General features: G+C 61.1%; 25 protein-coding genes. 15 read left to right on the plus strand and 10 right to left on the minus strand.

What is annotated here, in order from left to right; genetic code table 11:
• Positions 1–347: 347 nt before the first annotated feature.
• Together JQR87_RS14180 and JQR87_RS14185 are read right to left on the minus strand one after the other, a co-directional pair.
• Positions 348–1,184, minus strand: coding sequence for a CvfB family protein (locus JQR87_RS14180; protein WP_407295989.1), 837 nt, complete (start codon positions 1,182–1,184; stop codon positions 348–350).
• A 92-nt stretch (positions 1,185–1,276) separates the two neighbouring features.
• Complete coding sequence (locus tag JQR87_RS14185) at positions 1,277–3,619, minus strand: glucose/quinate/shikimate family membrane-bound PQQ-dependent dehydrogenase (protein WP_407295987.1); 2,343 nt, start codon at positions 3,617–3,619, stop codon at positions 1,277–1,279.
• A 334-nt stretch (positions 3,620–3,953) separates the two neighbouring features.
• Between JQR87_RS14185 and JQR87_RS14190 the strand changes: the two genes are divergently transcribed.
• The 4 genes from JQR87_RS14190 to JQR87_RS14205 all read left to right on the plus strand — a co-directional run bounded on the left by JQR87_RS14190 (position 3,954) and on the right by JQR87_RS14205 (position 6,474).
• A complete protein-coding gene (locus tag JQR87_RS14190; RefSeq protein WP_407295986.1) occupies positions 3,954–4,133 on the plus strand; it encodes a hypothetical protein in 180 nt (59 codons plus the stop codon).
• A gap of 89 nt (positions 4,134–4,222) precedes the next feature.
• Positions 4,223–4,945, plus strand: coding sequence for an RNA pseudouridine synthase (locus tag JQR87_RS14195; RefSeq protein ID WP_407295984.1), 723 nt, complete (start codon positions 4,223–4,225; stop codon positions 4,943–4,945).
• A 151-nt stretch (positions 4,946–5,096) separates the two neighbouring features.
• Complete coding sequence (locus tag JQR87_RS14200; protein WP_407295982.1) at positions 5,097–5,867, plus strand: substrate-binding periplasmic protein; 771 nt, start codon at positions 5,097–5,099, stop codon at positions 5,865–5,867.
• A 67-nt stretch (positions 5,868–5,934) separates the two neighbouring features.
• Positions 5,935–6,474: a hypothetical protein gene (locus JQR87_RS14205; RefSeq protein WP_407295980.1), complete on the plus strand. Its 540-nt coding sequence runs from the start codon at positions 5,935–5,937 to the stop codon at positions 6,472–6,474.
• A 6-nt stretch (positions 6,475–6,480) separates the two neighbouring features.
• Here JQR87_RS14205 and JQR87_RS14210 read toward each other — a convergent pair whose 3' ends face one another.
• Positions 6,481–6,672: a hypothetical protein gene (locus JQR87_RS14210; protein WP_407295978.1), complete on the minus strand. Its 192-nt coding sequence runs from the start codon at positions 6,670–6,672 to the stop codon at positions 6,481–6,483.
• A gap of 201 nt (positions 6,673–6,873) precedes the next feature.
• On the opposite strand from JQR87_RS14210, the gene JQR87_RS14215 reads away from it, so the two are divergent.
• Positions 6,874–7,749 carry a DUF6279 family lipoprotein gene (locus JQR87_RS14215; RefSeq protein WP_407295976.1) on the plus strand — a complete coding sequence of 292 codons (876 nt, stop codon included), beginning with the start codon at positions 6,874–6,876 and terminating at the stop codon, positions 7,747–7,749.
• Between the two features lie 23 nt (positions 7,750–7,772).
• Here JQR87_RS14215 and JQR87_RS14220 read toward each other — a convergent pair whose 3' ends face one another.
• The 4 genes from JQR87_RS14220 to JQR87_RS14235 all read right to left on the minus strand — a co-directional run bounded on the left by JQR87_RS14220 (position 7,773) and on the right by JQR87_RS14235 (position 10,840).
• A complete protein-coding gene (locus tag JQR87_RS14220) occupies positions 7,773–8,747 on the minus strand; it encodes an SDR family oxidoreductase (protein ID WP_407295975.1) in 975 nt (324 codons plus the stop codon).
• A gap of 85 nt (positions 8,748–8,832) precedes the next feature.
• Positions 8,833–9,657, minus strand: a complete 825-nt coding sequence (locus JQR87_RS14225) for an aldo/keto reductase (protein ID WP_407295973.1) — start codon at positions 9,655–9,657, stop codon at positions 8,833–8,835.
• The gene (locus JQR87_RS14230; RefSeq protein ID WP_407295971.1) at positions 9,657–10,121 is read right to left on the minus strand and encodes a VOC family protein; all 465 of its coding nucleotides are present in this window, start codon (positions 10,119–10,121) and stop codon (positions 9,657–9,659) included. Before JQR87_RS14230 ends, JQR87_RS14225 begins: the two co-directional genes overlap by 1 nt.
• Before the next feature lie 86 nt (positions 10,122–10,207).
• The gene (locus tag JQR87_RS14235; RefSeq protein WP_407295970.1) at positions 10,208–10,840 is read right to left on the minus strand and encodes a LysE family translocator; all 633 of its coding nucleotides are present in this window, start codon (positions 10,838–10,840) and stop codon (positions 10,208–10,210) included.
• Positions 10,841–11,076: 236 nt separating this feature from the next.
• Here JQR87_RS14235 and JQR87_RS14240 point away from each other — a divergent pair, with 236 nt between their 5' ends.
• The 5 genes from JQR87_RS14240 to JQR87_RS14260 all read left to right on the plus strand — a co-directional run bounded on the left by JQR87_RS14240 (position 11,077) and on the right by JQR87_RS14260 (position 15,255).
• Positions 11,077–11,727, plus strand: coding sequence for a helix-turn-helix transcriptional regulator (locus JQR87_RS14240; RefSeq protein ID WP_407295968.1), 651 nt, complete (start codon positions 11,077–11,079; stop codon positions 11,725–11,727).
• A complete protein-coding gene (csgE, locus tag JQR87_RS14245) occupies positions 11,724–12,107 on the plus strand; it encodes a curli production assembly/transport protein CsgE (protein WP_407295967.1) in 384 nt (127 codons plus the stop codon). Before JQR87_RS14240 ends, csgE begins: the two co-directional genes overlap by 4 nt.
• The gene (locus JQR87_RS14250; protein WP_407295964.1) at positions 12,104–12,517 is read left to right on the plus strand and encodes a curli assembly protein CsgF; all 414 of its coding nucleotides are present in this window, start codon (positions 12,104–12,106) and stop codon (positions 12,515–12,517) included. Before csgE ends, JQR87_RS14250 begins: the two co-directional genes overlap by 4 nt.
• Before the next feature lie 17 nt (positions 12,518–12,534).
• Entirely contained in the window at positions 12,535–13,371 is an 837-nt protein-coding gene (locus tag JQR87_RS14255; protein ID WP_407295962.1) for a CsgG/HfaB family protein, read from the plus strand.
• 609 nt (positions 13,372–13,980) lie between these two features.
• The gene (locus tag JQR87_RS14260; RefSeq protein WP_407295961.1) at positions 13,981–15,255 is read left to right on the plus strand and encodes a hypothetical protein; all 1,275 of its coding nucleotides are present in this window, start codon (positions 13,981–13,983) and stop codon (positions 15,253–15,255) included.
• 72 nt (positions 15,256–15,327) lie between these two features.
• On the opposite strand, the gene JQR87_RS14265 is transcribed toward JQR87_RS14260, so the two are convergent.
• Together JQR87_RS14265 and JQR87_RS14270 are read right to left on the minus strand one after the other, a co-directional pair.
• Complete coding sequence (locus tag JQR87_RS14265; protein WP_407295959.1) at positions 15,328–17,643, minus strand: PAS domain-containing hybrid sensor histidine kinase/response regulator; 2,316 nt, start codon at positions 17,641–17,643, stop codon at positions 15,328–15,330.
• Between the two features lie 184 nt (positions 17,644–17,827).
• Entirely contained in the window at positions 17,828–18,772 is a 945-nt protein-coding gene (locus tag JQR87_RS14270) for a class I SAM-dependent methyltransferase (protein ID WP_407295957.1), read from the minus strand.
• A 168-nt stretch (positions 18,773–18,940) separates the two neighbouring features.
• Here JQR87_RS14270 and JQR87_RS14275 point away from each other — a divergent pair, with 168 nt between their 5' ends.
• Together JQR87_RS14275 and JQR87_RS14280 are read left to right on the plus strand one after the other, a co-directional pair.
• On the plus strand, positions 18,941–19,636 hold the full coding sequence (locus JQR87_RS14275; RefSeq protein ID WP_407295955.1) for an AzlC family ABC transporter permease: 696 nt from the start codon (positions 18,941–18,943) through the stop codon (positions 19,634–19,636).
• Entirely contained in the window at positions 19,633–19,947 is a 315-nt protein-coding gene (locus JQR87_RS14280) for a hypothetical protein (RefSeq protein ID WP_407295953.1), read from the plus strand. The genes JQR87_RS14275 and JQR87_RS14280 overlap by 4 nt, the downstream gene beginning before the upstream one ends.
• 7 nt (positions 19,948–19,954) lie before the next feature.
• On the opposite strand, the gene JQR87_RS14285 is transcribed toward JQR87_RS14280, so the two are convergent.
• Complete coding sequence (locus tag JQR87_RS14285; protein ID WP_407295952.1) at positions 19,955–21,898, minus strand: DNA topoisomerase III; 1,944 nt, start codon at positions 21,896–21,898, stop codon at positions 19,955–19,957.
• 331 nt (positions 21,899–22,229) lie between these two features.
• On the opposite strand from JQR87_RS14285, the gene JQR87_RS14290 reads away from it, so the two are divergent.
• The 3 genes from JQR87_RS14290 to JQR87_RS14300 are packed head-to-tail and all read left to right on the plus strand — an operon-like array spanning position 22,230 to position 26,190.
• A complete protein-coding gene (locus JQR87_RS14290; RefSeq protein ID WP_407295950.1) occupies positions 22,230–22,946 on the plus strand; it encodes a (2Fe-2S)-binding protein in 717 nt (238 codons plus the stop codon).
• Positions 22,947–22,955: 9 nt separating this feature from the next.
• Positions 22,956–23,939: an FAD binding domain-containing protein gene (locus tag JQR87_RS14295; RefSeq protein WP_407295948.1), complete on the plus strand. Its 984-nt coding sequence runs from the start codon at positions 22,956–22,958 to the stop codon at positions 23,937–23,939.
• 28 nt (positions 23,940–23,967) lie between these two features.
• Positions 23,968–26,190 (plus strand): xanthine dehydrogenase family protein molybdopterin-binding subunit, encoded by a 2,223-nt coding sequence (locus JQR87_RS14300; protein ID WP_407295946.1) that lies wholly within the window; start codon positions 23,968–23,970, stop codon positions 26,188–26,190.
• Positions 26,191–26,267: the final 77 nt, after the last annotated feature.

Here is a 26,267-nt window from a genome sequence, read left to right on the forward strand (position 1 = left end):
TCAAACACGGGTGCCTGGACTCGCCCCATCAAGCAGCGACAGCACGGGCTTAACCATCCCAAAATAGACACGCATCTACACCGGAACGACAGCGCGTTGCGGCGTACATCGCGTGCATCTACTCGACCTAAGGAGGTGGCGACGAGTTCCGCGTCATTGACATCTGACGCGAAGCCAAAGACGAGCGGTGAGGAAAATGCAGAAAGCGGACACGCCTTGCGGGAACGCGCTTACAACGAGGCGTCAAGGTTTCAGTACGATGACGGTAGCGTGCTGCAGGCGCACGGCAGGTTGCCGTGCAGCTGCATTGAAGTTCAGCCGAAGCCTGTACGAAAACGCCAGGCAGGTCAGACGCGTTCGATTCGGTCTGGGTGGATGACGATCTGGCCTTGCTTGTAGAGACCGCCGATAGCCTTTTTGAAGTTACCCTTGCTGACACCGAATAGTCGCGCAATCTCGTCCGCTGCGGTCTTGTCGCTGACCGGAAGGGTGCCCTGGCTTTCTTCAAGCTTCTGCAGGATCAGCGCCTGCAACGCGTCAGCCGCCTCGCTACCCACCTGCTGCAGACTCAGGCTGATCTTGCCATCGGCCCGCATTTCCTTGATATAGCCTTTCTCACGCAGGCCGCCGCGAAGAAATTTGAACGCTTCGTTCTTGTGAATCAGGCCCCAGTGCTTACCGTTGATGATTGCCTTATGGCCGAGGTCGGTCGCCTCGACAATCAGCAGATCCACGGCTTCACCCACCTTGTAGCGCGCAGGGGTCTTGTCCAGGTATCGGTCCAGCCGCGCGGTGGCTGTGATGCGGCGGGTGTGCTTGTCGAGATAGACATGAACGACGCAATAGTCGCCTTCGTTGAGCGGCCGCTTCTCTTCTGAGTGAGGAAGCAGCAGATCCTTGGGCAACCCCCAGTCAAGAAACAGTCCGATCCGGTTGATCTCGACGACTTTCAAACTGGCGAACTCACCGACCTGCACCTTGGGCTTTTCGGTGGTTGCGATGAGCTTGTCTTCGCTGTCCAGATAGATGAACACGTTCAACCAATCGTCGATGTCGGTTGGTGTGTTTTTTGGAATGTACCGATTGGGCAGAAGAATCTCACCATCCGGACCGCCATCCAGATAAAGCCCGAAACCGGTGTGCTTGACGATTTGCAGGCTGTTGAAGCGCCCGATTGCGGCCATGTAACGATTCCTCTGGGTCGAAGGTCGGGGATTCTAGCAGGCCACCCGCTTTGCCGCGTGCGCGCTGCTGAAGCGCGCACGCGACAACGGCATTATCGCGGCAGTGCGTAGGCGATCACCGAGTCTCCCGCCTTGGTGCCGAGCGACCCGTGACCACCGGCAACGACCACAACCATCTGCCGGCCCGAACGGCTCTGATAGGTCATCGGCGTCGCCTGGCCACCGGCCGGCAACCGTGCGCGCCAGAGCTGCTTGCCGGTGGTCACGTCATAGGCACGCACGTAGTAATCAAGCGTGCTGGAGAGGAACGCCACACCACCGGCAGTGATCACCGGGCCGCCCAGGCTCGGCACCCCCATTTCGAATGGCAACGGCACCGGGGCCCGATCACGGACCGTACCGTTCTTGCGCAGCCAATGGGTTTTGCCCGTGCGCAGGTCGGCGCCCGCCACGTAGCCCCATGGCGGTGCGGTGCAAGGCAGGCCAATCGGCGACACGAAGGGCTTCAGCTCCACCGCAAACGGCGCACCGAAGTTTTCGTTCAGGTGCGGTTCGCTGTCTGAAACGTAGAACTTTTCGTCGTTTTCACGCGGAATCAGCTTAGAGGTGAATGCCAGGTACGACGGTGCGCTGAAGACCATCTGCCGAACCGGATCGACCGCTACACCACCCCAGTTGAACACCCCGAAGTTACCGGGATAGATCAGCGAGCCCTGCGTTGACGGCGGCGTGTAGCGCCCCTCGTAACGTAACGAATTGAACTGGATGTGGCACATCATCTGGTCGATGAACGTCGCACCCCAGAGGTCGGAATCCTGCAGTTTTGGCGGCTCGTACGACAGCGCCGAAACAGGCTGAGTCTCGGCTGCATAATCACCCTTCGCTGCGCCCTGCGGCGCCGGGACCTCCCGCACCGGGAGCACCGGCTCGCCGGTACGGCGATCCAGCACATAGATGTCGCCTTGCTTGGTGGGCTGTACGAGCGCCGGGACCATGCCCGACTCGGTCTGAATGTCGACAAGACTTGGCTGTGCCGGCACATCCATGTCCCACAGATCGTGGTGCACGGTCTGAAACACCCAGCGCAGCTGCCCCGTTTCCAGGTCCAGCGCGACGACCGACGACGAGAAACGCTCGCTGTTCTCGCTGCGGTTGCCGCCCCACTGATCCGGAACCTGATTGCCCAGCGGCACGAACACCAGTCCAAGCTCTTCATCAGCGCTGGAAATGCTCCAGCTGTTCGGCGTGCTCTCGCTGTAGGTTTCGCCCGGCGCGATGGGCGCGGTCTGTTCCGGATTGCCCGGATCCCAGTTCCACTCGAGCTCGCCAGTAATGGCGTCATACGCGCGGATCACACCGGATGGCTCGGTGGTCGAGACGTTGTCGTTGACGGCGCCCCCCACGATCACCAGATCATTGGCGACGACCGGCGGCGAAGTGGAGTAGTAGAAGCCGTCAGTAACGTTCGGCATGTTCTTCCACAAATTCACCGCGCCGTCTTCGCCGAAGGATTCGCACACCTTTCCGGTTTTCGGGTTCAGCGCGATCAGCCGTGCATCCGCGGTAGGCATGAACAGGCGCTGCTGACAGGCCTGACCCTCCACCGGGGTCTCGCTGGTGTGATAGGACAAGCCGCGACACGTCAGATGCTGCCGGTTGGTCGAGTCCGGAACCTCAGGGTCGAAGCGCCAGCGCTCTTCCCCCGTCTCCGCATCCAAGGCGATCACGAAATTGTGCGGCGTGCAGATGTAAAGGCTGTCGTCGATCTTGAGCGGAGTGACTTCGTAGGTGGTTTCGTTGGGATCGCCTGGACGCCGCACATCACCGGTGTGGTAGTGCCAGACCTTCTCCAGCCGGTCGACATTGTTTGGCGTAATCTGCGCGAGCGGTGAATAGCGTGTGCCATGTTGAGTCCGCCCATACGCATGCCAATCGCTTTCCGGCACGTTGTCGGCCGTGTTCACCTCGGCCGCCGGTGCTGCAGCCAGGGGTTGCGGCAGCATACCTTTGATATCAGTGCTGTCCGTGCTAAGCGCATGCACGGCGGTGGCGCCCCAGAGGGCTACGGCAATCATCAGCGGTATTGCGCTACCGCCCCAGGCGCGCGCACCGAAATGCTGCCAGCCCAGTCGCTGGGCGATCCAGGGCGTCAGGAACCACACCCCAAGCGGGCCGATGATGCTTGCCCGAGGGGCCAGCTGCCACCAGTCGAAGCCAACCTCGTAAATAGCCCAGCCCAGCGCGCCGAGCATGACCAGCGCATAAACCCAGAGGGCCGCGCGGCGACGGACCCAGAGCAAGCCACCGGTGAGTAGAAAGCCGACCGCGAGAACCGCGAAATACCAGGTCCCGCCAAGGTCGATGACTCTCCACCCACCCACGGCCAGGACCAGACCGAGAATGATGCACAAGGCTGCGCTGATGATGACCGCCACACTCCGCTCCTTTTCTTGTTGTAAGGCGCTGGAGATGCGAAACAGAACGGCCTGCTACGAACATCCCCTGCCCATGACCCAACCTAGAACCGGCGACCGCTTGGGTCGGCCGATACATCAGTGGACCGGAGGTCGACGAGAATGCTCCCCGCCAATTTGAAAAACTGGCGATAAACGGATCTGAACCCAGCCCGGACTGTACGAGCCTGACCCAACCGCAGCATGAAGCCAGGCTGCATACGACCCAGGGCAAATCACCGCAGCGTAAAATCGAACAAAAATTAGCCAGATCTGTATAATGTCCGGTTCGACTGACCAAAGGAACCAGATGACGATGGCCACCAAGACCACCACTGCCAAGCGCAAACCAGAACCCGCCAGCGAAACCAGCGAATCACTTGCCAGCCAGATGGCAGCGTTTCTGAAAGCCGGTGGCGAAGTTCAGAAGATCCCTAACGGGGTCAGCGGCCAGACCCAGGGCCCATCGCGCCAGATCACCATCAGCAGGAAGTAACAGCCTGCAGCAAACCGAACACGCGAGCTTCCGCCAAGCCCTACCGCAGCAGCTCGCAAGGTTCCCCTCCCGCTACACCCGAGAATCAAATGACCGACCCGATTCGCTTGTCAAAACGCGTTGCCGAGCAATTCGGCTGTTCACGACGCGAGGCCGAGCTTTATATCGCGGGCGGCTGGGTCAGCGTCGATGGCCAGATCATCGAGGCCCCTTTTTTCAAGGTCGGCAATCAGCGCATCGAATTGCTGCCCGGTGCTACGGCGACCGAATTGCCGCCAGTCACTCTGCTGTGGCACAAACCTGCCGGCATCCCCCTTGCCGATGAGCCCAGCGCCGCCCAACGGCAGCTTGCCAGCTCGCCGCACTGGTCCGGCGACGACGCGCGCTTGACCCCCCGTGAGCGGCATTTCAGCCGCCAGACCGCGCTCGTGGCGCTGGAGCCGGACGCGAGCGGTCTGGTCGTTTTCAGCCAACAGCGTGAGGTAATTCGCAAACTGGCCGACCCTCGCGACACGCTGGAACAGGAATATATCGTTGAAGTGGTTGGCGAGCCCGAACCGGGCGGCGTTGAATCGCTCGCTAAAGGAATCGGCCATCGCGGCAAGATCCTGCCAAAGGCCAAAGCCAGCTGGCAGAACGAAACCCGCCTGCGCATTGTGCTCAAGGCGCCCCAGGCCGGCGACATCCAGCACCTTTGCGAAGCTATCGGCTTGAAGGTAGTCGCCTGCAAGCGAATCCGCATCGGACGCTTGTCGATGGCCAAGCTGCCGGTAGGCGAGTGGCGCTTTCTGGGCGAGCATGAGCGCTTCTAGCCAGCAAACGCCCCGAGCGGGCGCCTGCCTGCTGGCGCCTCGCGATTGATCGACTATGCTGATGGCAATGACAACGGATTCAACGCCACTGGCGAGCCCTGCTATCAGGCCCTGAGCCCGGCGTTCCAACGCTCAATCGCCAAGGTTGACAATGCACAGATGCGCTCTGCTGCTGATCCTTGCCCTGCTGTCCCCGATCTGCGGGGCTCAGCAGCGAGTCGAGGTCTGGACGTATCACCTGTTGCCGCCTTTCATCATCAAAGACGGCGAGGGCCTATCGCATGCCTTTGTCGATTTGCTCAACAACGACCCCAGCAACAGAAACCGCTTTCACTTCGAACTGGTTGAACTGCCGCGCAAGCGCGTGGACTTGCGGCTCGCCCGAAAGCGACCCGGCGTACTGCTCTGGGCCACGCCAAGTTTCTTCACTGCCGCACAGACAGCCAGCGGTAAATGGTCCGAGCCACTGCTCATGGATCAACAGGACTTCGTCTCGCTACCCGTCGCGCCCTTTGAGTACAAATCTCCCGAATCGCTACACGGTCTGGTCCTGGGCGGTGTGCTTGGCCACCGGTATGAAGGGCTTGAGGAGGGCATCGCCAGTGGCGCGATCAGACGTCAGGACGTCCACAACGACCTTCAGAATATCGAGAGGCTGCTTACAGGCCGCATCACCACCTTCCTCATACCGCGATCCACCCTGCTCTATTACGCCAAAGAAAAGACACTGAGCGATTTGTATGTTTCGCAAAAGCCGTTGTATCAGTTCGCCCGGCATCTGTTCATGGCCGATACGCTTGGCGAAGCCGTCACTCGCTACCTTGACCGATTCCTGGCGGCCCTGCCCGAAAACCCTGAGTGGCAGATCCTCTTGTTCGAGTATGGACTCCAGCCCATCGCCACCGACCAATACCCCGGCTGAACAAAAAACGAAACACGCGGGTCAGAACACGGCTGACACACTAAACAATCAAGAGAACAAGGCAGCAATGAAGAATGCATTGGTGATCGGACTGCTCGTTGTCCTGGGCGGTTGCGCCTCTCAGCCATGTGACCAATATGGCAGTGACGGCAGTTGCCGCGAGGAGCGGCTGCTCTATCAAAACGACCTGTTGCAGGCAAAGATTCTCATCTCCATCGGCGACGAAAACGGCTACGAACTGGCCGACGCCCTGCTCGAACGCAGCGCGCCCTTGGACCAGCGTGGCGAGACCGAATTTTACAAAGCGCTATTGCTCATCCGTCAGGGTCCACAGCCCCAACAGGTGTTGGAGCTGCTCGAGCAAGCCAGAGCCAAGGGACACCCGCACGCTGTGGCACTGCTGTACAAGATCTATCAGGAACCCTACCTGCTGGACGAGCGCAACGCTGCCAAGGCCGAAGAGTATCGTCAGGCCTACTCCATGCTGGATGTCGCCCAGAGCGGCTACCCCTCCTTCGACAAGGCTGTAGAGCTGGTTTCCCAGCTCGTCGAGCCGCCCCCGCCACTCCCAGAGAGAGAGGACCCCTGCGCTAATCGATGCCTCTGAGCCTCATCAGTGCGGCGTAGGGGTCTGCGAGACCTTGGGAGCCTGGTCGCCATCCAGCACTGCCTGAGCCTCCGCTTCGGTGGCGTAAGGCCCGGCGATCGTCTGGCCATCGATCTCGACCACCCAACAGGTGACCCAGGTCGGACGCCAGCCCTGAGGTACTTCGTCTCCGGTCAGATGCTTGATCCTGCGTTGCATGTCCACCTCCGCTCGTTGCTATCGGCTATCGAGCATCGCACTGGCGACGCTCCCTTAGGTTGGGACCACAAGCGCTGCCATTTTTCTCGCAGAAACAAGCCGTTGCTGTTTCGGCCCGAACTGACGAGGCGCTGACGGCTCTACTGAACAGCGCAACCGAAACCCGTTCAGACATCTGAAGACAAACAGACGAGGGCTCCGATGCAGATCAGACAGGCGCTTGGACGTAAAACCATTCTGATCTTGCTGGCATGCGCTGTGATGCTGTCCGGCTGCAGCCGCATGAATATGGCTTACCGAAACCTGGATCTGCTGATCCCCTGGTCGCTCAACGATTATCTGGACATGAACCGTGACCAGCAGACGCGCTTTCGAGCGCAGCTGCAGGAGCACATCAGTTGGCATTGCCGCACTCAGCTGCCCGGCTACCTTGAGCTGATCGAACGCTTGCAGACCCAGGTTCGCCAGGGCTCGCTGGATGAGGCGGCATTACGCGCGCATTACCAGATCGCCCAAGAAGCGATACAAGCGATCGCACTGGAAATCACCCCAACGACCGTCCAGCTGCTGCGCGACCTTGACGACAGACAGGTACGCGAACTGGACGAACAATTCGAGAAAGACCGCCAGAAGCGCGAGAAGAAATACCTGGAACCCCCTGTGGACCAGCAGATACGTGAGCGCGCGGAGCGGATGCAAGAGCGCGTCGAGGATTGGCTTGGCAACGTCAGCGCGGCTCAACGCCAACGCATCGTCGAATGGGCCCAGGCACTCGGCGAGCAGAATCGGCTTTGGCTGGAAAACCGGGCGCAATGGCAGCGCTCTCTGGTCGACGCGGTCCGTAATCGACATCAAGCAGACTTCGACGAGCACATTGCCCGGCTCCTGCAGGATCGTGAGGTCTACTGGACCGCGCCCTATCGCGCCGCCTTTCCCGCTATCGAGCAAGCCACGATCGATTTGATCGTGGACCTGTACGCCATGGCAGACGCGAGCCAGCGCCGTCGTATCGACGAGCGCCTGCAGGACATGAGACGTGATCTCGGCTCGCTGGAATGTCTGCCGGCGACGCGCTGATCTGCGGCCGCCGACATGAACCCTTAGCGGCGCCGGCTCGCCAGCAGCAGCCCGGCTACGCCCGCAGCTGCAATGCCACCGGCCAGCAGCAGATTGCGCTGGCGCTTGGCGTCACTGCGCCAGCCGCCATCGATTCGACGTTCGCCCAGCGCCGGGTGAAACAGGTTGCCCGACGATGGCGCAACACGGTCGGCTCGCCTCAATGCCGCGCCCGTAAGCAGGCCGGACAGCCGGTCGAAGCCCGGCGTAATGAAGTGGGCGAATCGAAGCAGCGTCGCCGTCAGCCCAACCGATGTCGTGTGCCGCGGATGCAAGGCGAGACTGACCATCGCATCGGCGACCTGACGCGGATCGCACAAGGGTGGCGGCGGCTGTAGCGAGCGACCGGCAAAATTGCCGCCGTCCCGGAAACCAGGGGTATCCACCATGGAAGGATAGACGTCGCAGACATGGATGCCTGGCCACCGCGCCAACTCGCCACGCAGCGCGTGGGAAAAGCCACGCAAGCCGAACTTGCTTGCCGAATAAGCCACCGCGTAAGGCTGCGGCACCCAGCTGCCAACCGACTGCGTATTGATCAGCACGCCACCGTTCTGTTGCTTGAAATACGGCAGGACAACATGCGCGCCACGCATGTAGCCGATCAGATCCGTCTGCACCACCTGCTCATGCGCGTCCAGCGGCGTCTCGTCGAATGCTCCGACAGCACCGACCCCGGCGTTATTGATCCAGATATCGATACGGCCGCCACCGAACTCAGCGGCGGCGCTGGCGAGCTGTTCAACCGAATCGCTAAGCGTCATGTCGGTCGGCACTACCAGCGCCTCGGCACCCAGCGCCCTGCATTCGTTAGCGGCTTCATGCAGCGCCTCCTCGTCACGCGCCGCCAGGACCACTCGGGCCTGTTCGCGCGCAAACGCCTGTGCTGTTGCGCGGCCGATGCCGCTGGAGGCGCCGGTGATGACCACCACCACACCGCCGAGTCTGGACTCGCTCATCTTCGCTTCTCCGGGTTGCTGTCAGTCCTAAGCTGACAGCTGCGGCGGGATAAACATTCCCCCGCCGCGCCCCAGAGCCGGAGTTTCAGACCATCTGCAGAGGTCGGGGTCGGGATGGTGGCGGAAAAGCGTTGTCCAGCAGCGCCAGGTCGTCGGCGCTCAAGGCCAGCTCAACCGCGCCTGCGTTTGTCCGCACATGGGCGGTATTCGATGATTTTGGAATAACCAGTACACCAGGCTGACGCAGCGCCCACGCAAGCGCGATCTGAGCAGGCTCGGCGCTATGTCGCCGGGCAACGTCGAGGACCGCCTGGTGGCGCAACAGATCCCCGCCCTGCCCTAGCGGACAGTACGCCATGACCGGCATGCCCTGCGCCTGACACCAGGGCAGCAAATCGAACTCGATGCCACGCTCCTGAGGGTTGTACAGCACCTGATTGACGGCGCAGGCCGGCGCATCCAGCTCGCGTATGTCGTCCAGATCCAGGTTCGACACACCCCAGCGACGGATCTTGCCCTGATCTTTCAGCCGCTCGAACGCCTCTACCGTTTCAGCAAGCGGATAGTGGCCGCGCCAATGCAGCAGGTACAGATCGATGCACTCGGTGCCAAGCCGACGCAGACTACGCTCGCAGGCCTCCGGGACACCCTTGCGGCTGGCGTTGTGCGGATAGACCTTGCTGACCAGAAACACCTTATCCCGGCGGTTGCGAATCGCCTCGCCGACCACCTCCTCGGCTCCGCCTTCCGCGTACATCTCTGCGGTATCGATCAGGGTCATGCCCAACTCGATGCCAAGCCTCAACGCAGCCACCTCGCTGCTGCGCTCCGCCGGGTTCTCACCCATATGCCAGGTGCCCTGACCTATGACAGGTACAGCAGTGCCGTCCGCTAATGTCAGGTTACGCATCAACAGCCTCCTCTCGGCGCATTCTGCTCTGCAACCGGCTCGGACCATGGATCGTAGGTGCCAAAACTCCACAGGTGCCCTTCGAGGTCACGGCAACTGAAGCCTCGGCCACCGTAGTCCTCGTCTTTCAACTCGACGACGATCTCCGCGCCCGCTGCCTTGGCCTTGGCATAGAGCGCATCGGCGCTGTTGACGATAACGTAGGTGCTTTGCGTGGAGTAGCCGCCGACCTCTTCCGGCTGTCTGACCTGACGGCCATAGTCCGAATCGGTCACCGGGCCGAGCATCAGCATGCCGCTACCGAAACTGAGCTGGGCATGAATAATCCCGACCTGCACGTCCTCGATCACGCGCTGCTGCTCGAAATCGAACGCCCGGCAGAGCCATTCCAGCGCCGCGGGCACATCGCGATAGCGCACGCAGGGAATCAGGTTCGAAGTAGTGTTCTTGCTGTACAGGGACATGGGAGCTCCTTTCGGTTACCGCGATTGCACCTTTAAAAGCACACCGCATAACACTCAGACCGATACCGGAGCTGACGTTCCCAGGCTCATGTGCGTTCAGCCAAACCGAGACGGATAGCCAGCCCGATCAACACCGAGCCGAGCACGCGGTCGAGCCACTGGCCCAAACGTGGACGGTTGCGCAGCGTTGAACTCGCCCGAGCCGCCAGCAGAACCAATGCGCATTCAACAATGAGCGCCACCAGCACAACCAACACGCCCAGCACCAGTAGTTGCAATGGCACGGAGCCTTCGTCGGGGCGTACGAACTGTGGCAGAAATGCCATGAAAAAGATGGCCACTTTCGGGTTCAGTACGTCGACCAGGATACCTTGACGATAAGCCTGCCAAGCCGTGACCCGCGGAGCATCCCCCTCGAGTGACGTGCCGGTTCCAGCGGAGCGCAGCGCCTGGATGCCCAGGTACAGGAGGTAGGCGGCGCCTAAGTACTTGACCACCGCAAAGGCCAGCGCGGATGTCGCCATAATGGCCGAGATGCCGAGTGCAGCGGCTCCGACGTGTACCAACGCCCCGCTGCACACCCCACAGACCGAGGCCACCCCGACTCGCCGACCGCCTGCCAAGGTGCGTGACAGTACGAATAACAGATCGGGCCCTGGCGACAGATTGAGCGCTAACGCAGCCGAAAAGAACACCAACCAGAACGTTGGATCCGACATCTGTAGCCTCCTGAAAAAACAAAAAAGCCAATGACTGTAGTTCAGCCTCGCGTCGGTAGCCAATTGGCACCTATCCAGTCAGCACGTGCGGTTCGTCGGAAAACAGGCACCACTTCTCAACTACGACTTTTTTTTGTCACCTCGCTGAACTATCGTTTTTCAAACAATGTCAAAGCGCCAGTCCCGGCGAGGATCACCGGCACTGGTAAATCGTCACTTCTGCAAAGGATATGCGTATGTTCGATGAAGCCGCTGCAGTGCTCGTCGCCTCCTCCACTCGCCTGGCTCTGCTGTCCCACAGCGAAGAATTGGGCGCCTTGCTCCATCAACATTTACAAGGTTGCTCGCAGGTTCGCCTGGTTCGCAGCAACAACATTCGCCCGGGAATCAGCGATGCAGACCTGGTCCTGCTCGATGTCAGCAGTTTTGGGGTCGACGAATGCCTGCGCCTGCTCAGGCAATTGCGGGATACCCCGACAGCACTGGTCAACGCGCCAGCCGAACAGGCGCGTCGCTTGCTGGAACAGAACCCCTGGATCAAAGGCGTGTTCTATCCAAACACCAGCCGCACGAACTTCAGCCGTGGCGTCAGCGTGATCACCGAAGGCGGCGACTGGCTGCCACGTGCGCTGATGGAAAAGCTGTTATGCCGGTACCGCCAGCTGACCCACGCGTCGCGCGCCATCGACGACCTGTCGGCTCGGGAAAAGCAGATCCTGGCGCTGGCCGGTAAAGGCCTTTCAAATTCTGAAATCGCCGAGTTGCTGCATCTGAGTACCCATACGATCAAGAGCCATATCCATAACGCTCTCGGCAAGCTGGGCGCCTCTAACCGCGCGCAGGGCGCTTCGCTGGTGCTGGGACACATCGGTGAGGTCGGCCCATGAGGTTGGCATGCCTGTGCCTGATGCTGCTGGCCAGCTTGCAGGTCTATGCCGACGAAGCCGAACTCAAGGGGTTTATCACCAACGGGACCGTTTCGCGTTCCGGACAGGAGTTCTACCGCAAATTCTGCGAGCGGATGAACGACACCAGTGCTCTGGATTTCAACTTGGCGATCAAGGAGCGCCCCTCGGCACGCTGGGGCATCCTGGTATGGGTCGAACAAGACAACCAGCCACTGTATCGCCGCTTTCTGCAACCGAACGTCAGCGACATGGAGCAAACCGCCTATGAAGCGGCGGATTTCGTTCTGCAAGAGATAAACCGTAGGAAAGTCAAAGCACTGTTTGAAGACACCATTGACCTTGCGAAGGATGAGTTATGAACCGGCTACAACAAAACGCTACCGGCATGCTCCTGGCCGGCCTCCTGCTCAGCGTCGGCGTTAACGCCACCGAGCTTGTCTACACACCCGTCAATCCGTCGTTCGGCGGCAGCCCGCTCAATGGTGCCTGGCTACTGGGAAGCGCCCAGGCGCAGAACGACACCAAGGACCCAGATGCCGTCGACCGTTCTTTGAGAGCGGGCACATCGGCCCTGGACCGTTTCTCAAGCCAACTGGAATCCCGGCTGCTTTCAGACCTGCTGGGCGACGTTAGAGATGGCAAGACCGGATCGATCAAGACCGATGACTTCATTGTTGACATAAGCAAAGACGACATCGGCAACACGATCGTACTGATCACTGATCGTTTGACCGGTGATGTCTCCGAAATCATCCTCGGACCGAACTGAGCAGGGAGAGCAAAGGCATGAGACGCCTATTCGTAGCCATCGGGATGATGGCGGCCTTACAAGGGTGCGGCGTGCGCGAGCCGATGCCGGCAGACCAGCAAACCCCAACACTTACGCCGCGCACCTCTACCTACCAGGACTTGCTTGAACTGCCCCGTCCCCGAGGCCCGCTCGTTGCGGCGGTCTACGGCTTCCGTGACCAGACCGGGCAGTACAAGCCCAGCCCGGCGTCCTCCTTTTCGACGGCGGTGACCCAAGGCGCAGCGAGCATGCTGGTCGATGCCATGCAGGCCAGCGGCTGGTTCATCGTCCTCGAGCGCGAAGGCCTGCAGAACGTGCTGACCGAGCGCAAGATCATTCGTGCTTCGCAAGCCAAACCAGACGTGGCGCCAAACATCCAATCCGAACTGCCGTCGCTACTGGCCGCCAATATCATCATGGAAGGTGCCATCGTCGCGTACGAGACCAACGTGCGCAGTGGTGGACTCGGCGCCCGCTATCTGGGCATCGGTGTATCCCAGGAGTATCGAGTCGATCAGGTCACCGTGAATCTGCGGGCCGTTGATGTACGTAGCGGGCAGGTGCTGTCGAACGTGATGACCACCAAGACCATCTACTCCATCGGGCGCAGCGCGAACGTCTACAAGTTCATCGAGTTTAAGGAACTGCTCGAGGCCGAAGCCGGTTACACCACCAATGAACCGGCACAGCTGTGCGTGCTCTCGGCTATCGAAGCGGCGGTTGCCCACCTGATCGCGCAGGGCGTCGATCGGCGGCTCTGGCAGACCGCAGCCAGCGGTCCCGCTGTGGATGCTCAATTGGCGAAATACCTCTCCGAGCCGGCCAAGCTCTAGCAAACGGAACGGTTTCAGTCATTCGGCGGATTCGGTAAATCGCGGCTTGGGTCAGGATGACTTACCGCGATTTTCACCAAGGGATGACTGATGATCGACGCGCAACGGATTGCTTGCAAAGCGCTGCTGCCGCGGATAACCGCAGCGCTGGGCTGCCCTCCCCTGCCGGCAGCCAGTTCCCTGAATCAAGCGCCTGATGAGCTCGCCTTCAGTCGACTCCATGCAGTCGCATCGAGATCAATTCAGGTCTGCGTAACGACCGGAAATCCGGCGCTCACCCCCGCAGGCTGGGGTCCGCCTGACCGCAAAGATCAAACAGACCGGCAACTCACTGGACGACTTCATCTTCCAGTGCGGCTGAGCGCTCGATGTGCTTGCCGAGCCCCAAGGCAACCACACCCAGGGATTGATTGTTCAGTCGGGGGCCTGCAACGAGGCCCGACCTGACCAACACGGCGCTGAAAGCAATGCGCTGATCAAACAGACCGCACCACGCACCGCAGTAGCGTTTCGCCGAATGGCTTGGGTCTGAGCGTACTGGTCCGCCAGTACTGCTGAACGAGAGCACCACCAGGAAGTACCGCTTAACCAATCAATGGAGAGACCACAATGTTCACGATCAAACCCCTTGTAGCCGCAATCCTTACCGTCGCTGCCGCCCATGCTTTCGCTGCCGACCATACGTCCGAGCAATTCCAGAATGGCAACAACCATGTTGCCGCGGTAGCTCAGAGCCACGGCAGCGCCAACAGCGCCAAGCAGGTCCAGGGCGGCTGGGGCAATGGTGCGGAAATCAAGCAAACAACCTCTTACGCCTCGTCTGCGCTGCAAACCCAAGCCGGAAGTCACAACAAGGCCAACGTCGAACAGACCAAAGCGGCGTATAGCGACTCGGTCCAATCGCAACATGGACATGACAACAGCGCCAGTGTCAGCCAGACCGGCACGTGGAACAGCAGCGCTGAACAACGTCAGCGCGGCGATCACAACGTCGCTGATACAGAGCAGACCGGTGCCTCTGGCGTTGAAGCCGTAACGGTGCAAGAAGGCAACGACAACCTGGCCAACAGCTACCAGGCAGGCGCCACAGGCAGCAGCACCAAGCTGTATCAAGATGGCAACGGTAACGATGCGGGTGCCAGCCAGACGCTCAGCGCCGGTGACACGAGCCGCATCTATCAGTTGGGTAACGAGAACACTGCCCGTACTGTTCAGTTTCTGAGCACCAATTCGTTCGCCAAAGTCGAGCAAGTTGGCGTTGCCAACAAGGCGTACGTGGGCCAAACCGGTAGCAATCAGGAGGCCCGCACGGACTCCGGCGGCAGATACAACACCCTGAACATCCGTCAAAGCGGCAGGAATCAGGATGCCGCGGTGAAGCAGCAGGGCAACCTGAACAACGCCAGCCTGGAACAGAGTGGTAACGGCAACACTGCTATCGCTAACCAGATGGGCCGCGAAAGTGCCGTCGCTATTGACCAGGACGGACTGGGTCAGGTCGCCAAGGTCGAACAGAACGGCGACTATCACCAGGCGAAAGTCGATCAGGAGGGTAAATACAACACGCTGCACTTCACCCAGTCGGACATCGGCAACATCCTCTCAGCCGAACAAAACGGTGACCATAACCGCATCAGCGGGTCGAGCACTGGCGTAAACAACGAAGTCGACATTGTTCAGGACGGTGACCTCAACCTGGCCGACGTCGAGCAGGACGGTGTCGAAAACGAGACGACCCTGGCTCAGTATGGCGACAGCCACATGGCTGATATCACGCAGAACGGCACCAGCCATAACGCAATGGTCACACAGAGCGGCTTTGACAACAGCGCGCTGATCAGCCAGGCGGGCTACAACAACCTGGCAACCGTCACCCAACACTGATCCTGCGTCAGGCCTTGGCTGCCGGCCTCGCGCCGGCAGTTTCATTTTTGCAGCGCAAGGTTTGGACGATAACTAGACGTCGCCGCGCAGCTCCGCGATTCGCGCCGCCAGCGTCTCGATGGAGAACGGTTTGGTGACGATGCGCATCCCTGGCTCCAGCTGGCCTTTACCCATGACGACCGTTTCCGCATAGCCTGTGATGAACAAGACGTGCAGATGCGGATTGCGCTGGCGTGCCGCGTCAGCCAACTGCCTGCCGTTCATGCCTCCCGGCAAGCCGACATCCGTGATCAATAGCGAGACGGGCTCGCCGCTTTGCAGCACCTTGACGGCCTCGTGCCCGTCGGCCGCTTGCAGGGCCCGGTAGCCGAGATCCTCCAGAATCTCCACGACCAGCATCCGCACAGCGGGCTCATCGTCGACCACCAGAACCGTCTCCCCAGCCACTTGGCTGGCCATGGGCACCGATAGTTGCCCTGCCTCGGGCCGAGCGGGTGTGGCAGCCATTTCAACACGGGGAAGGTAGAGGCTGATGCGCGTCCCCCGTCCCGGTTCGGAATGGATACTGACCTGCCCGCCTGATTGGCGCGTAAAGCCATACACCATCGACAACCCCAGCCCCGTGCCCATCCCCAACGGCTTGGTGGTGAAGAAAGGATCAAATGCTTGCGCCACCACGTCCTTCGGCATGCCAACGCCGGTGTCCGACACGCAGATCACGACATAGGCACCGGCCGCCACATCCAGCATCAGGGCCTCATCCCCCGTTACGTGCATATTGCAGGTGCCGATGGTCAAGGTGCCGCCTTGAGGCATGGCGTCGCGAGCGTTGATGCTCAAATTGAGCAAGGCGTTTTCCAACTGATTGCGGTCCACCAGGGTAGACCAGAGGGCAGGCGCTAAAGACGTTTCGAGATTCACCGCTGGCCCGACTGTGCGGCTGAGCAATTCATGCAGGTCGGTAATCAGCTCACCGACGTTGGTCGCCAGGGGATCCAGGGTTTGGCGTCGCGAGAAAGCCAGCAAGCGATGGGTCAGCGCTGCAGCGCGACGGGTCGAACTCTGGGCGACCGTCAGATAAGACTCCAGCGACTCGAAGCGACCCTGCCCGATACGCTTCTCGAGCAACTCCAGGCTCCCGCTTATACCGGTCAGAAGGTTGTTGAAATCGTGCGCCAGCCCGCCGGTCAATTGGCCAACCGCTTCCATTTTCTGGCTTTGACGAAGCTGCGCTTCGGCGCGGGCAAGGGCCTCGGCCTGTTGCTTCTCGGACGTAATATCGCGCCCCACCGCATTGATCACCTGATCGGCCGACCGAGCAGACCAACTGATCCACCGATAGCTGCCGTCCGTTCGGCGATAGCGATTTTCGAAGTTCATCACCGGCTCGCCAATGCTCAGGCGCTCGACAGCTTTCTCGGTGTTTCGGATGTCGTCGGGATGGATGAAGTCGAGAATAGAGACGCCCAGTAAACGCGATTCGCTCCAGCCAAGGAGCTGCTCCCACGCGGGATTGACCGCAACGATTGTGCCGTCGAGACGGCATCGCAACATGATGTCGCTCGACAGATCCCAAAGCTCGTTTCGATCTCGGGTTCGTGCGGCGACATCCTCGCGCAGCGAGTGGGTCAGCGCCTGAAGCGCAGTTTCCGCCGAGCGCCGCGCCGAGACGTCATTGAACAGGGCAGCCACACGCAGCTCAGAGGGGTCGCCGATTGGCATCGCTTGTACCTCGTACCAGCGATGCAAGGCTTGCGCGTGATTCTCGAAGCGAACCGGATGACGACTGGTTGCAACCTCACCGTATATATCGAACCAATGTTGTTCGTGCTCAGGTGCCAGATCACGCATCCACTTGCCGACCGCATCAACAAGGCCGGTGAGGCGCTCGAAGGCCGGATTGGTTTCGATGAAGCGATAGTCGACGGGCTTGCCTTCGTCATCGAACTTCATCTCAAAAATGCAGAAGCCTGCATCGATCGAATTGAACAGCGTGCGATAACGCTGATCGCTGTCCGCCAGCTCACGTGCGGCCCGATCCTCAGCCGTGCGGTCGCGGAATATTTTAAGAAAGCCGACGTGGCGGCCTTCACAGTACATCGGCGTCAGCGTGCCCCTGCAACGCAGACGGGAACCATCGGCGCGCCAGTACCATCGCTCGTGCCGAGTGGCTCCGCTAGCCAAGGCGCGCTGCAGCAGCGGTGCCAGATCAACCGAACCGTCCTGTTCGCTGAACAGCTTGCTGAATGATTGGGCAAGCATTTGCTCGGAGGTCCAGCCGAGAAGCTGCTCGGCGCCAACGCTCCAAGCGGTTACGACGCCGTTGACATCCGTCGTGAGCATCGCGCAATCGCTGGCGGCTTCAAAAATCGCCTGTACCTGTTGCATGAGGTTTACGTGAACTCCTGAGGTGTCGAGTCGTGGCTCGCCTCGCTGCAAAGCGGCCCAGGGCGGGCCATTCGGACTCACGAGCTTCGCTTCGACATGCACTATGCCAGCAAATTCGAGGCGGCGGCTATGACCGGCAATACCCTGTTTAATTCCTGCGGGCTCCTAGAGCGAAGGGACGCGTCTAGAACGGGCGACGGGCGAAAACCAGAGCTTTGAGCCCGCTGTCGAGGCTGATATCAGGAAACTCCGGCGGGTTTTCCAGCCGCTGGTGAAATACGAGTTCCGGCGCCTCGGCCGCCATGCTTTGAACAAGAAAATCGGGACCGGTGTCCGGGTCGTTGATGCAGGCCAGCACCGTGCCGCTCCCGGTAAGCAACTCGGGCAGGCGTCTGAGGATTTTCTGGTAATCGCGGCTCAACGCAAAGCTGCCCTTCTGAAAAGACGGCGGGTCGATGATCACCAGATCGTAGGGACCGGCCTTTTTCACCTTGCCCCAGGATTTGAACAGCTCATGGCCGAGAAAGCTGACCCGGCTCAAGTCATGTTCGTTGAGTCGATGATTGTCACGACCGCGGCTCAGCGCGGCGCGAGCCATATCGAGGTTGACCACATGCTCAGCGCCTCCAGCAACGGCTGCAACGGAAAAGCCGCAGGTGTAGGCAAACAGATTGAGCACGCGCTTGCCTGCGGCCTGCTCCTGAACCCAGCGCCTGCCGTAGCGCATATCGAGAAACAGACCGTTATTCTGCTTGATGCCCAAGTCTAGCTTGTAGCGCAGCCCGTTCTCAGTGACCAGCCACTCCTCGATCGGCTCGCCATGCACCTGCTGCATCCGGCTATCAGGCAGGTAACGGTGTTGCAGCAACAGCGTATGGGCCCCGCTCGCCTTCCAGGCCGGCCCCCTCGTCAACCCGGACAGCATCTCGACCAGCGCCGCCAATTCCGATGCGGCCGGTTCGCGGAACAGCGAGACCAGCACTATCCCCTGTAACCAGTCCGCCGTGACATGCTCAAGTCCCGCCCAGCAGCGTCCGCGTCCGTGAAAGATCCGGCGGGTCTCATCGGGCACGTCGGCGAGGGCTTGGCTGAGGTGTTGCTGGAGCGTGGCGAGGGCATCAGGCTGCATGATCAGTCGTCTCGAAAAAGGCGCGCGCATTCTAAACGCGATCCGCAAGGGCTGCCGGAACAAAGGCGTCGACCGAGACCGCGTAGCGGACGGCAAGCAAAGACTCGGTTTAGACTGCTTCGCTCGGTGCGATGAACGCACCCATCAAGCTATCAAGGACAGCGATAGATGGAAGCCGCCGTACTCGGTCCCTTGAACGCCCTGCGCCGGGTGGTGCCCCCTGCGCTGGCCATCGTCCCGGTCAGCCTGTTGTTTGGCGTGCTGGCTGCCCGCTCGGACTGGAGCCCGCTCGAAGTCGCACTGATCGGCCTGCTGGGTTTTACCGGAAGTGGGCAGTTTGCCGTATTGCCGCTCGCTGACTCCGGCGCCGGATTCATCACCATGCTACTGCTCACCGCCTCCATCAACAGCCGCTATCTGCCGATTGCCTACGTCTCGGCGGCGCGCCTGCCCCAGAGCTGGGGCCCGCGCGCGCTGCTGGCGCACATGCTCGGCGACGAGGCTTATGCCACCGAGCGCGAACAGGATTCCTGGGCTCAACTGGCGATGATTCGCGGCAGCCTGTTCTTGACCTGGGTGGTCGCCGGGGTCGCGGGCGCGTCCATTGGACGCCTGATTCCGTCAGCCTGGCTCGACCCCGACCTGAACCTGGGCTTCCCGGCGAGCGTGGTGTTGATGTATCTCTCGATCAGCCAGCTGCATGCTCGGCTGCCCGTCCTCGATGCAGGCAGAACGCGGCTGCTTCTGGCGGTCGCGCTCTGTGCGCTGATCGCCGTACTGCTGATTCAATTGCTCGGCCCGCTGTATTTCTGGATTCCCAGCGTGCTGCTCGCCACCTTCGTGCTTTCGAGGGCGCGCGCATGACAACTGCTGTCCTGCTGGCAATCGCTGCGCTGTTCGCCACGAGCTGCCTGGTACGCATCCTGCCGGTGTTCGTCACCCTCAATCTGACCGACACAACCCGACGCTTGCTCGAGCGGGTACTGCCGACTGCGGTGTTCATCAACTTCGCCGTGTACATCTTGTACAGCGAGGCCACAAAAGCGCCGTTGGCTGCCACGGCTGCACTGGCGTTGGTGGCGGGCATCGCCGTTGCGACACGACTGGGCCTGATCGCGACGGCGCTGCTGGGCAGTGGCAGTTACTACGTGCTGCAGTCTTTGATTGCGAGCTAGTCGCGCCTCACGCCGGGCTCGGTGACCTGGCCGCCCGCCCCTTCCGCGCTGACGCCTTGCGGCCCGCACCCTTGCGCTTTTTCCAGGGTGCGCCTCGACCGCCTGGCATGGCCGGGCCAGTGATGGTCAGGCGAACGCCCTTGCACCGCTCTATCTGCTTGCTCATCCACGCCGACTGTTTGCTGACGAACGTGTCCAGGCTCATCTCGCCGCTTTGCACCATGTCCAGCGCCTGCTCCCAGATTGCCGTGGTGCCAGGGTCGGCGACGGCGCGCGGTACCGCGTCGATCAGACTGAACGCCGCTGGTGTTGCCGCCAGCGCCTTGCCCTGCTTGATCAGATAACCACGATCAAGCAGGCCTTGAATGATTCCCGCGCGGGTCGCTTCGGTGCCTATGCCGGTGGTGTCCTTGAGCTTCTGTTTCAGTTTGGGATCGTCTACCAGCTTGGCTACGTTCTTCATCGCCTTGATCAGATCGCCCTCGGTGAACGGCTTGGGCGGCTGGGTCCAGAGGTCCTTGAGCGCAACATCATCGATCGGACAGTCCTGCCCCTGATGCAACGCCGGCAGGCTTTGCGCGGCATCAGCCGACCGCACGCGGTTGGTCGCAAGCGCTTCTGGCAAAGCGCGCTTCCAGCCAGGCTCGACGATTTGCTTGCCGACCGCTCGCAGCGCCTCGCCGGCACAATCGAAATCCGCCTGTGTACGGTCGTACTCGTGGCTGGGCAGAAACTGCGCCAGGTAACGAGCCCGGATCAGCGTATAGACCGCACGCGGTTTTCCCGTCAGCCGCTCCAGCGAACGCGCCGCCGAGGTGGGAATGATGCCGTGGTGCGCACCTACCTTGGCGTCGTTCCAGGCGCGCGACTTGCGCCGTGGATCAAGGTGCGGGTTGAGTGCGGTCAGTGCCGGATCAGCCCCGGTCAGCGCCGCCAGGATCGCAGGTGCCTCGCTGTGCTGGCTCAACGGCAGGTAGCCACAATCACTGCGGGGGTAGGTGATCAGTTTGTAGGTTTCGTAAAGCGATTGGGCGATATCGAGCGTCTCCTGGGCGCCGAGGCCGAGCTTTTTCGAGCAGACCTCCTGCAGCGTGCCGAGATCGAACGGCAGCGGCGCCGCTTCTCGCATGCGCTCGGTCTTGAGTGTCTCAACCCTCGCCTCTCCCCTCTGACGCATGACTTCTGCGGCCCGCTGCGCGAGTCCCTGGTCGAGACAGCGGCCCTGATCATCGCAGCGGTCTTCCGCCGCCCGCCACTGCGCGTTGAAGGGTACGCCATTACCAGACAACTGCACCTCGATGGCCCAGAACGGCAGCGGCACGAAGTCGGCAATGCTGCGATCCCGATCGACCACCAACCGTAACGTCGGCGTCTGCACGCGGCCCACCGGCAAGATGCCCTGATAGCCAGACTGGCGTCCGAGCAAGGTGAACAATCGGCTCATGTTCATGCCGATCAGCCAGTCCGCTCGCGAACGGCCCAGCGCAGACTGATACAGATTGAAGGTATCCGCGCCCGCGCGCAGTTCGCCGAGCGCCTTGCGGATCGAGGCGTCGTCCAACGCCGACAGCCATAGCCGTTGAATCGGCCCGCGGTAACGGCAATGCTCGACCAGCTCTCGCGCAATCATTTCGCCTTCGCGGTCGGCATCGGTAGCAATGACCAGCTCGCTCGCCTCCCCCAGCAGCCGCTTGACCGCCTTGAATTGGCTTGCAGTCTTTGGCTTGACCTGCATTTTCCAACGCTCGGGCACGATGGGCAGATCGGCCAGTACCCAGCGTTTGTAGCGAGCGTCGTAGCTGTCAGGCGGGGCGGTTTCCAGCAGGTGGCCGATGCACCAGGTCACCGTGACGCCTGCTCCCAGCCAGCAACCATCCCCCCGCCGGGTGGCGCCAAGCACCTGGGCAATGTCTTTGGCCTGGGAAGGTTTTTCGCAGAGAAACAGTCGCATCAAGTCATCACTGGGTCATTGCAATGCCGCACAGCATGCGCAGCGGCGGCCAGCGAGGCAAGCTTTATCTGTATGGATATACAGCAAATCCGAAGAGATACGGCGACGGTCCTTGCCGCGACAGGTGCCACACGTCGCGTTACAGGAACGTACCGCACCAGATCCGGCCGAAAGAGGGCCGTGCCCAACGGTTGCAACGCTCCTGGCCCGGCAAACCCTATAACGAGATAGCGCATATCCCGGTTCGACCACCCTTCTCGTCAGCCGGGATCACCGTGACGCAATCAAGCCAGAACTGCTGCCGCAAGGCAGCCCAGCGATGAGGCCGAACATGGCAGACGATGATCGCAACTCACCCAGGCACAGTGGCCGGGAAAACGACACGCGCGGCGAAGTGGGTATCCACGACCCGGACGAGGCGTCCAGATCGCGCCGCGCCTTTCTCAAGGCATTCGGCGCCACGGGCCTGGCAGCCGCCGCTGCACCTGCCTGGGCACGGGTTGGTTACGTCAGCGACGATAAAGAAGAGCCGAGTTCACAACGGCCTGACGGCGAGGCGGGCCCGGCAGCCGGTCATCAGCGAATCACACTCAAGGTGAATGGCCAGCCCCACACGCTCGATGTCGCGGCCAACATGGTGCTTCTGGACGTATTGCGTCACCAGCTGGACCTGACCGGTACCAAGAAAGGCTGCGACCACGGCCAATGTGGGGCATGCACCATCCATGTCAACGGCCAGGCGATCAATTCCTGCCTGAGCCTGGCCATTGCCCATGACGGGGACGAAATCACCACCGTCGAAGGGCTGGAACGCAACGGCCAAATGCATCCGATTCAGCAGGCATTCCTCGAGCACGACGCCTATCAATGCGGTTACTGCACCTCGGGGCAAATGATGACAGCCGTGGCGATCCTCAACGACCCCAGCGTTGGCAAGGACGATGTGTCAGTCCGTGAGGCCATGAGCGGCAATATCTGCCGCTGCGGTGCCTACAAGAACATCCTCAGCGCCATCCAGTCAGCACGCAAGCAGATGAAGCCCGCCTAGGAGACCGACATGCGCCATTTCGAATACAGCCGCGCCGATAGCGTCGAGCAGGCAGTCGCTACTTATTCCGAGGCCAAAGACGCCTCGTTTCTTGCGGGCGGCACCAATCTGTTGGATATGGTCAAGCTCGACATCATGCGTCCCGAGCTGATGGTCGATGTCAATCGTCTGCAGCTCAACCAGGTCGAGGAACTGGAAGACGGGCGGCTCAGGATTGGCGCGATGGTTTCCAACGCAGCACTGGCTCGCCATCCGCGTGTGGAGAAGCAGTACCGGGTCCTATCCGAAGCGCTGCTATCCGGGGCCTCTACTCAACTGCGCAACAAGGCGACAACCGGTGGCAATCTCATGCAACGGGTGCGCTGCCCCTACTTCCGCGACGGCAACTCGGCGTGCAACAAGCGCGAACCTGGCTCCGGCTGCTCGGCAATCGGCGGCTACAACCGCTCGGTGCATGCCGTGTTGGGGACCAGCGACAAATGCATCGCCAGTCATCCCTCCGACATGTGCGTGGCCATGGCCGCCATCGGAGCCAAGATCAACGTGGTCGGCCCGGATGGGCCACGCGAAATCGACTTTCTCGATTTTCACCTGTTACCCGGCGACAAGCCGTGGGAAGAGTTCGCGCTCAAGGATGATGAGCTGATCACCCATGTCACGCTGGATGCGCCGTTGCAGGGAGCAAAGTCCGCTTATCTCAAGCTGCGTGATCGTTCCTCGTACCAGTTCGCGCTGGCTTCGAGCGGGGCCATCGTCGCGATGGACGGCAACATCATCCGCGACGCACGCCTGGCACTCGGCGGCGTCGCGACCAAACCGTGGCGCGCGCTGGAAGCTGAGCAGGCCCTCAAGGGTCAGCCAGCGACCATCGCCACCTTCGAGAAGGCTGCACGCATCGCCATGCAAGGGGCCAAGGGCTACGAGCACAACGCATTCAAGATTCCGCTGGGGCAGCAAGCCATCGTGCGGACACTGACCAACCTCACCGCCTGATGAAGCCAGCCAAGACAGGACTGCAACCATGAGCGAAAAAATCATCGGTGCTGCCAAGCCCCGCATCGACGGTCCGCAGAAGCTGACCGGCCGCGCCAAGTATTCCTCCGACCACAACCTGCCCGGCATGGCGCATGCGTACGGCGTGTTCAGCACCATCGCCCGCGGCGAAATCACCAACATCGATACCAGCGTGGCGAAACAGTCGCCGGGTGTGATCGATATCTTCCATCACAATCACTTCCCGAAGCTGTACCACACGCCCAGCAGCATGGCGCAGGAAAACAAGGTTGATGAGGTGCGCCTGCCCTTTGAAGACAATCACGTCTACTACGCCGGCCAGTTCGTTGCCCTGGTGGTGGCCGACACCTTCGACAATGCCCGCGCCGCGGCTTACAAGGTCAAGGTCGATTACGAGAAGAGTCCGGCCATTGCCAACCTCGACCAGGCTGTCGAGCGCAACGGCACCAAGATGCAAGGCAAATCCAACCACTCCCGGGGCAATCCTGAGCAGGCGTACAACAATGCCGCCCATACCATCGATGCCACCTATTACACGCCGGTCGAGACCCATAACCCCATGGAGATGCACGCCACGGTGGCGGTATGGAATGACGGCAAGCTGACCATGTACGACACGACCCAGGGTGTGATCAACGCGCGCAACGTCTACGCCAAGGTGTTCGGTCTTTCGCCGGATCGCGTCGAGGTGCTGACGCCGTTTCTCGGCTCGGGATTCGGCAGCAAGCTCTGGCCCTGGCCGAACGCCATCGCCGCAGCGGCGGCAGCGCGTGAAATCGGCCGCCCCGTGCAGCTCGTGGTACCGCGGCAGGAAATGTTCACCACAACAGGCCATCGTCCCGAGACACGCCAGCGTATGCGATTGGGTACCGACGATGACGGTCGGTTGGTTTCGCTGCGCCATGAAACGACCTACACCACCTCGACAGTCGACCAGGTAAACACCTACGTCGAGTCCTGCGGGAAGATGACGCAAGGCTTGTACAGCTGTGAAAACCTCAGCGTTACCCATGCGGCAGCCCGCACCAATCGCGGAACGCCTACCTCGATGCGCGCGCCCGGGGCAGCACCGGGCATGTTCGCGCTGGAGTCGGCCATGGACGAAATGGCCGAAAAGCTCGGCATGGACCCCCTCGAATTTCGCCGTCGCAACTATGCCGATACGGACGAGAGCAAAGGGCTGCCCTGGTCGAGCAACCACATCCGCGAGGCTTATGATCGGGCGGCCGAGCGCTTCGGCTGGGCCAAGCGCAACCCTCAAATAGGCTCGATGCGCGAAGGCAACGAGATCATTGGTTGGGGCATGGCAAGCTGCAACTGGGAGGCGATCCGCCGCCCCTGCGATGCGAGCGTTTCGCTGCGTGCTGATGGCTCTGCTTTCGCTTCTTGTGCCACTCAGGACATCGGCACCGGCACCTACACCATCGTCGCTCAGGCAGTCAGTGACGTGACCGGCGTGCCACTGGAGAAGATCGAAGTGGAGCTAGGTGATTCGTCCTATCCTTCGGGCCCCATCTCCGGCGGTTCGTGGGCCACGGCGACCACCCTGCCGGCAATCGCCGCGGCCGGGCGTAAGGCCATCGACGCGTTAAAGGACTACGCGACGATGGAAGCCGGCGTTTTTCCGGACGCCAAGCCGGAGGATCTCACCTACGAAAACGGCCAGCTGAAGAACGCTGAGGGCAAGTCGGTGGATTTCGCTGAGGTACTCAAGGCGCGTCAGCTTGCCAGTGCCGATGGCGAAGCGCATACCGAGGGCGCGCCTACCGACACGTATGCCTTTCGCTCATTTGGCGCGCATTTCGTCGAGGTGCGCTGGGATCCAGGCATTTCCAATCTGCGGGTCACGCGTGTGGTCAGCGCTATCGACGTCGGACGCGCCATCAACGAGCTGACCTCTCGTAATCAGGTCGAGGGGGCCATCGTCATGGGCATCGGAATGGCGCGCTTCGAACAGACCGAATACGACCACCGTGATGCGCGCCCGGTGAACAACAACTACGCCGAATATGTGGTGCCTGTCCATGCCGACCAGCCCGAGATGGACGTCATTCTGCTCGACCATCCGGACTTCAAGTTCAACGAGTTCGGTGCGCGCGGCATCGGCGAGATCGGCATCACCGGCGTACCGGCCGCCATTGCCAACGCGGTTTATCACGCCACAGGCAAGCGCATCCGGGAGTTGCCGATCACCATGGACAAGCTGATGGACGTTCCCGCTTCGGCGTAGCAGGCACGGGCTCGGGTGAGGTGGAAAACGAACACACCGAATCCGAACGCCCAATGGCATGCGGGGAAGGCTCTGAC

Origin of the sequence: Stutzerimonas stutzeri (assembly GCF_051028275.1) — a bacterium.
Taxonomy (GTDB): Bacteria; Pseudomonadota; Gammaproteobacteria; order Pseudomonadales; family Pseudomonadaceae; genus Stutzerimonas; species Stutzerimonas stutzeri_AS.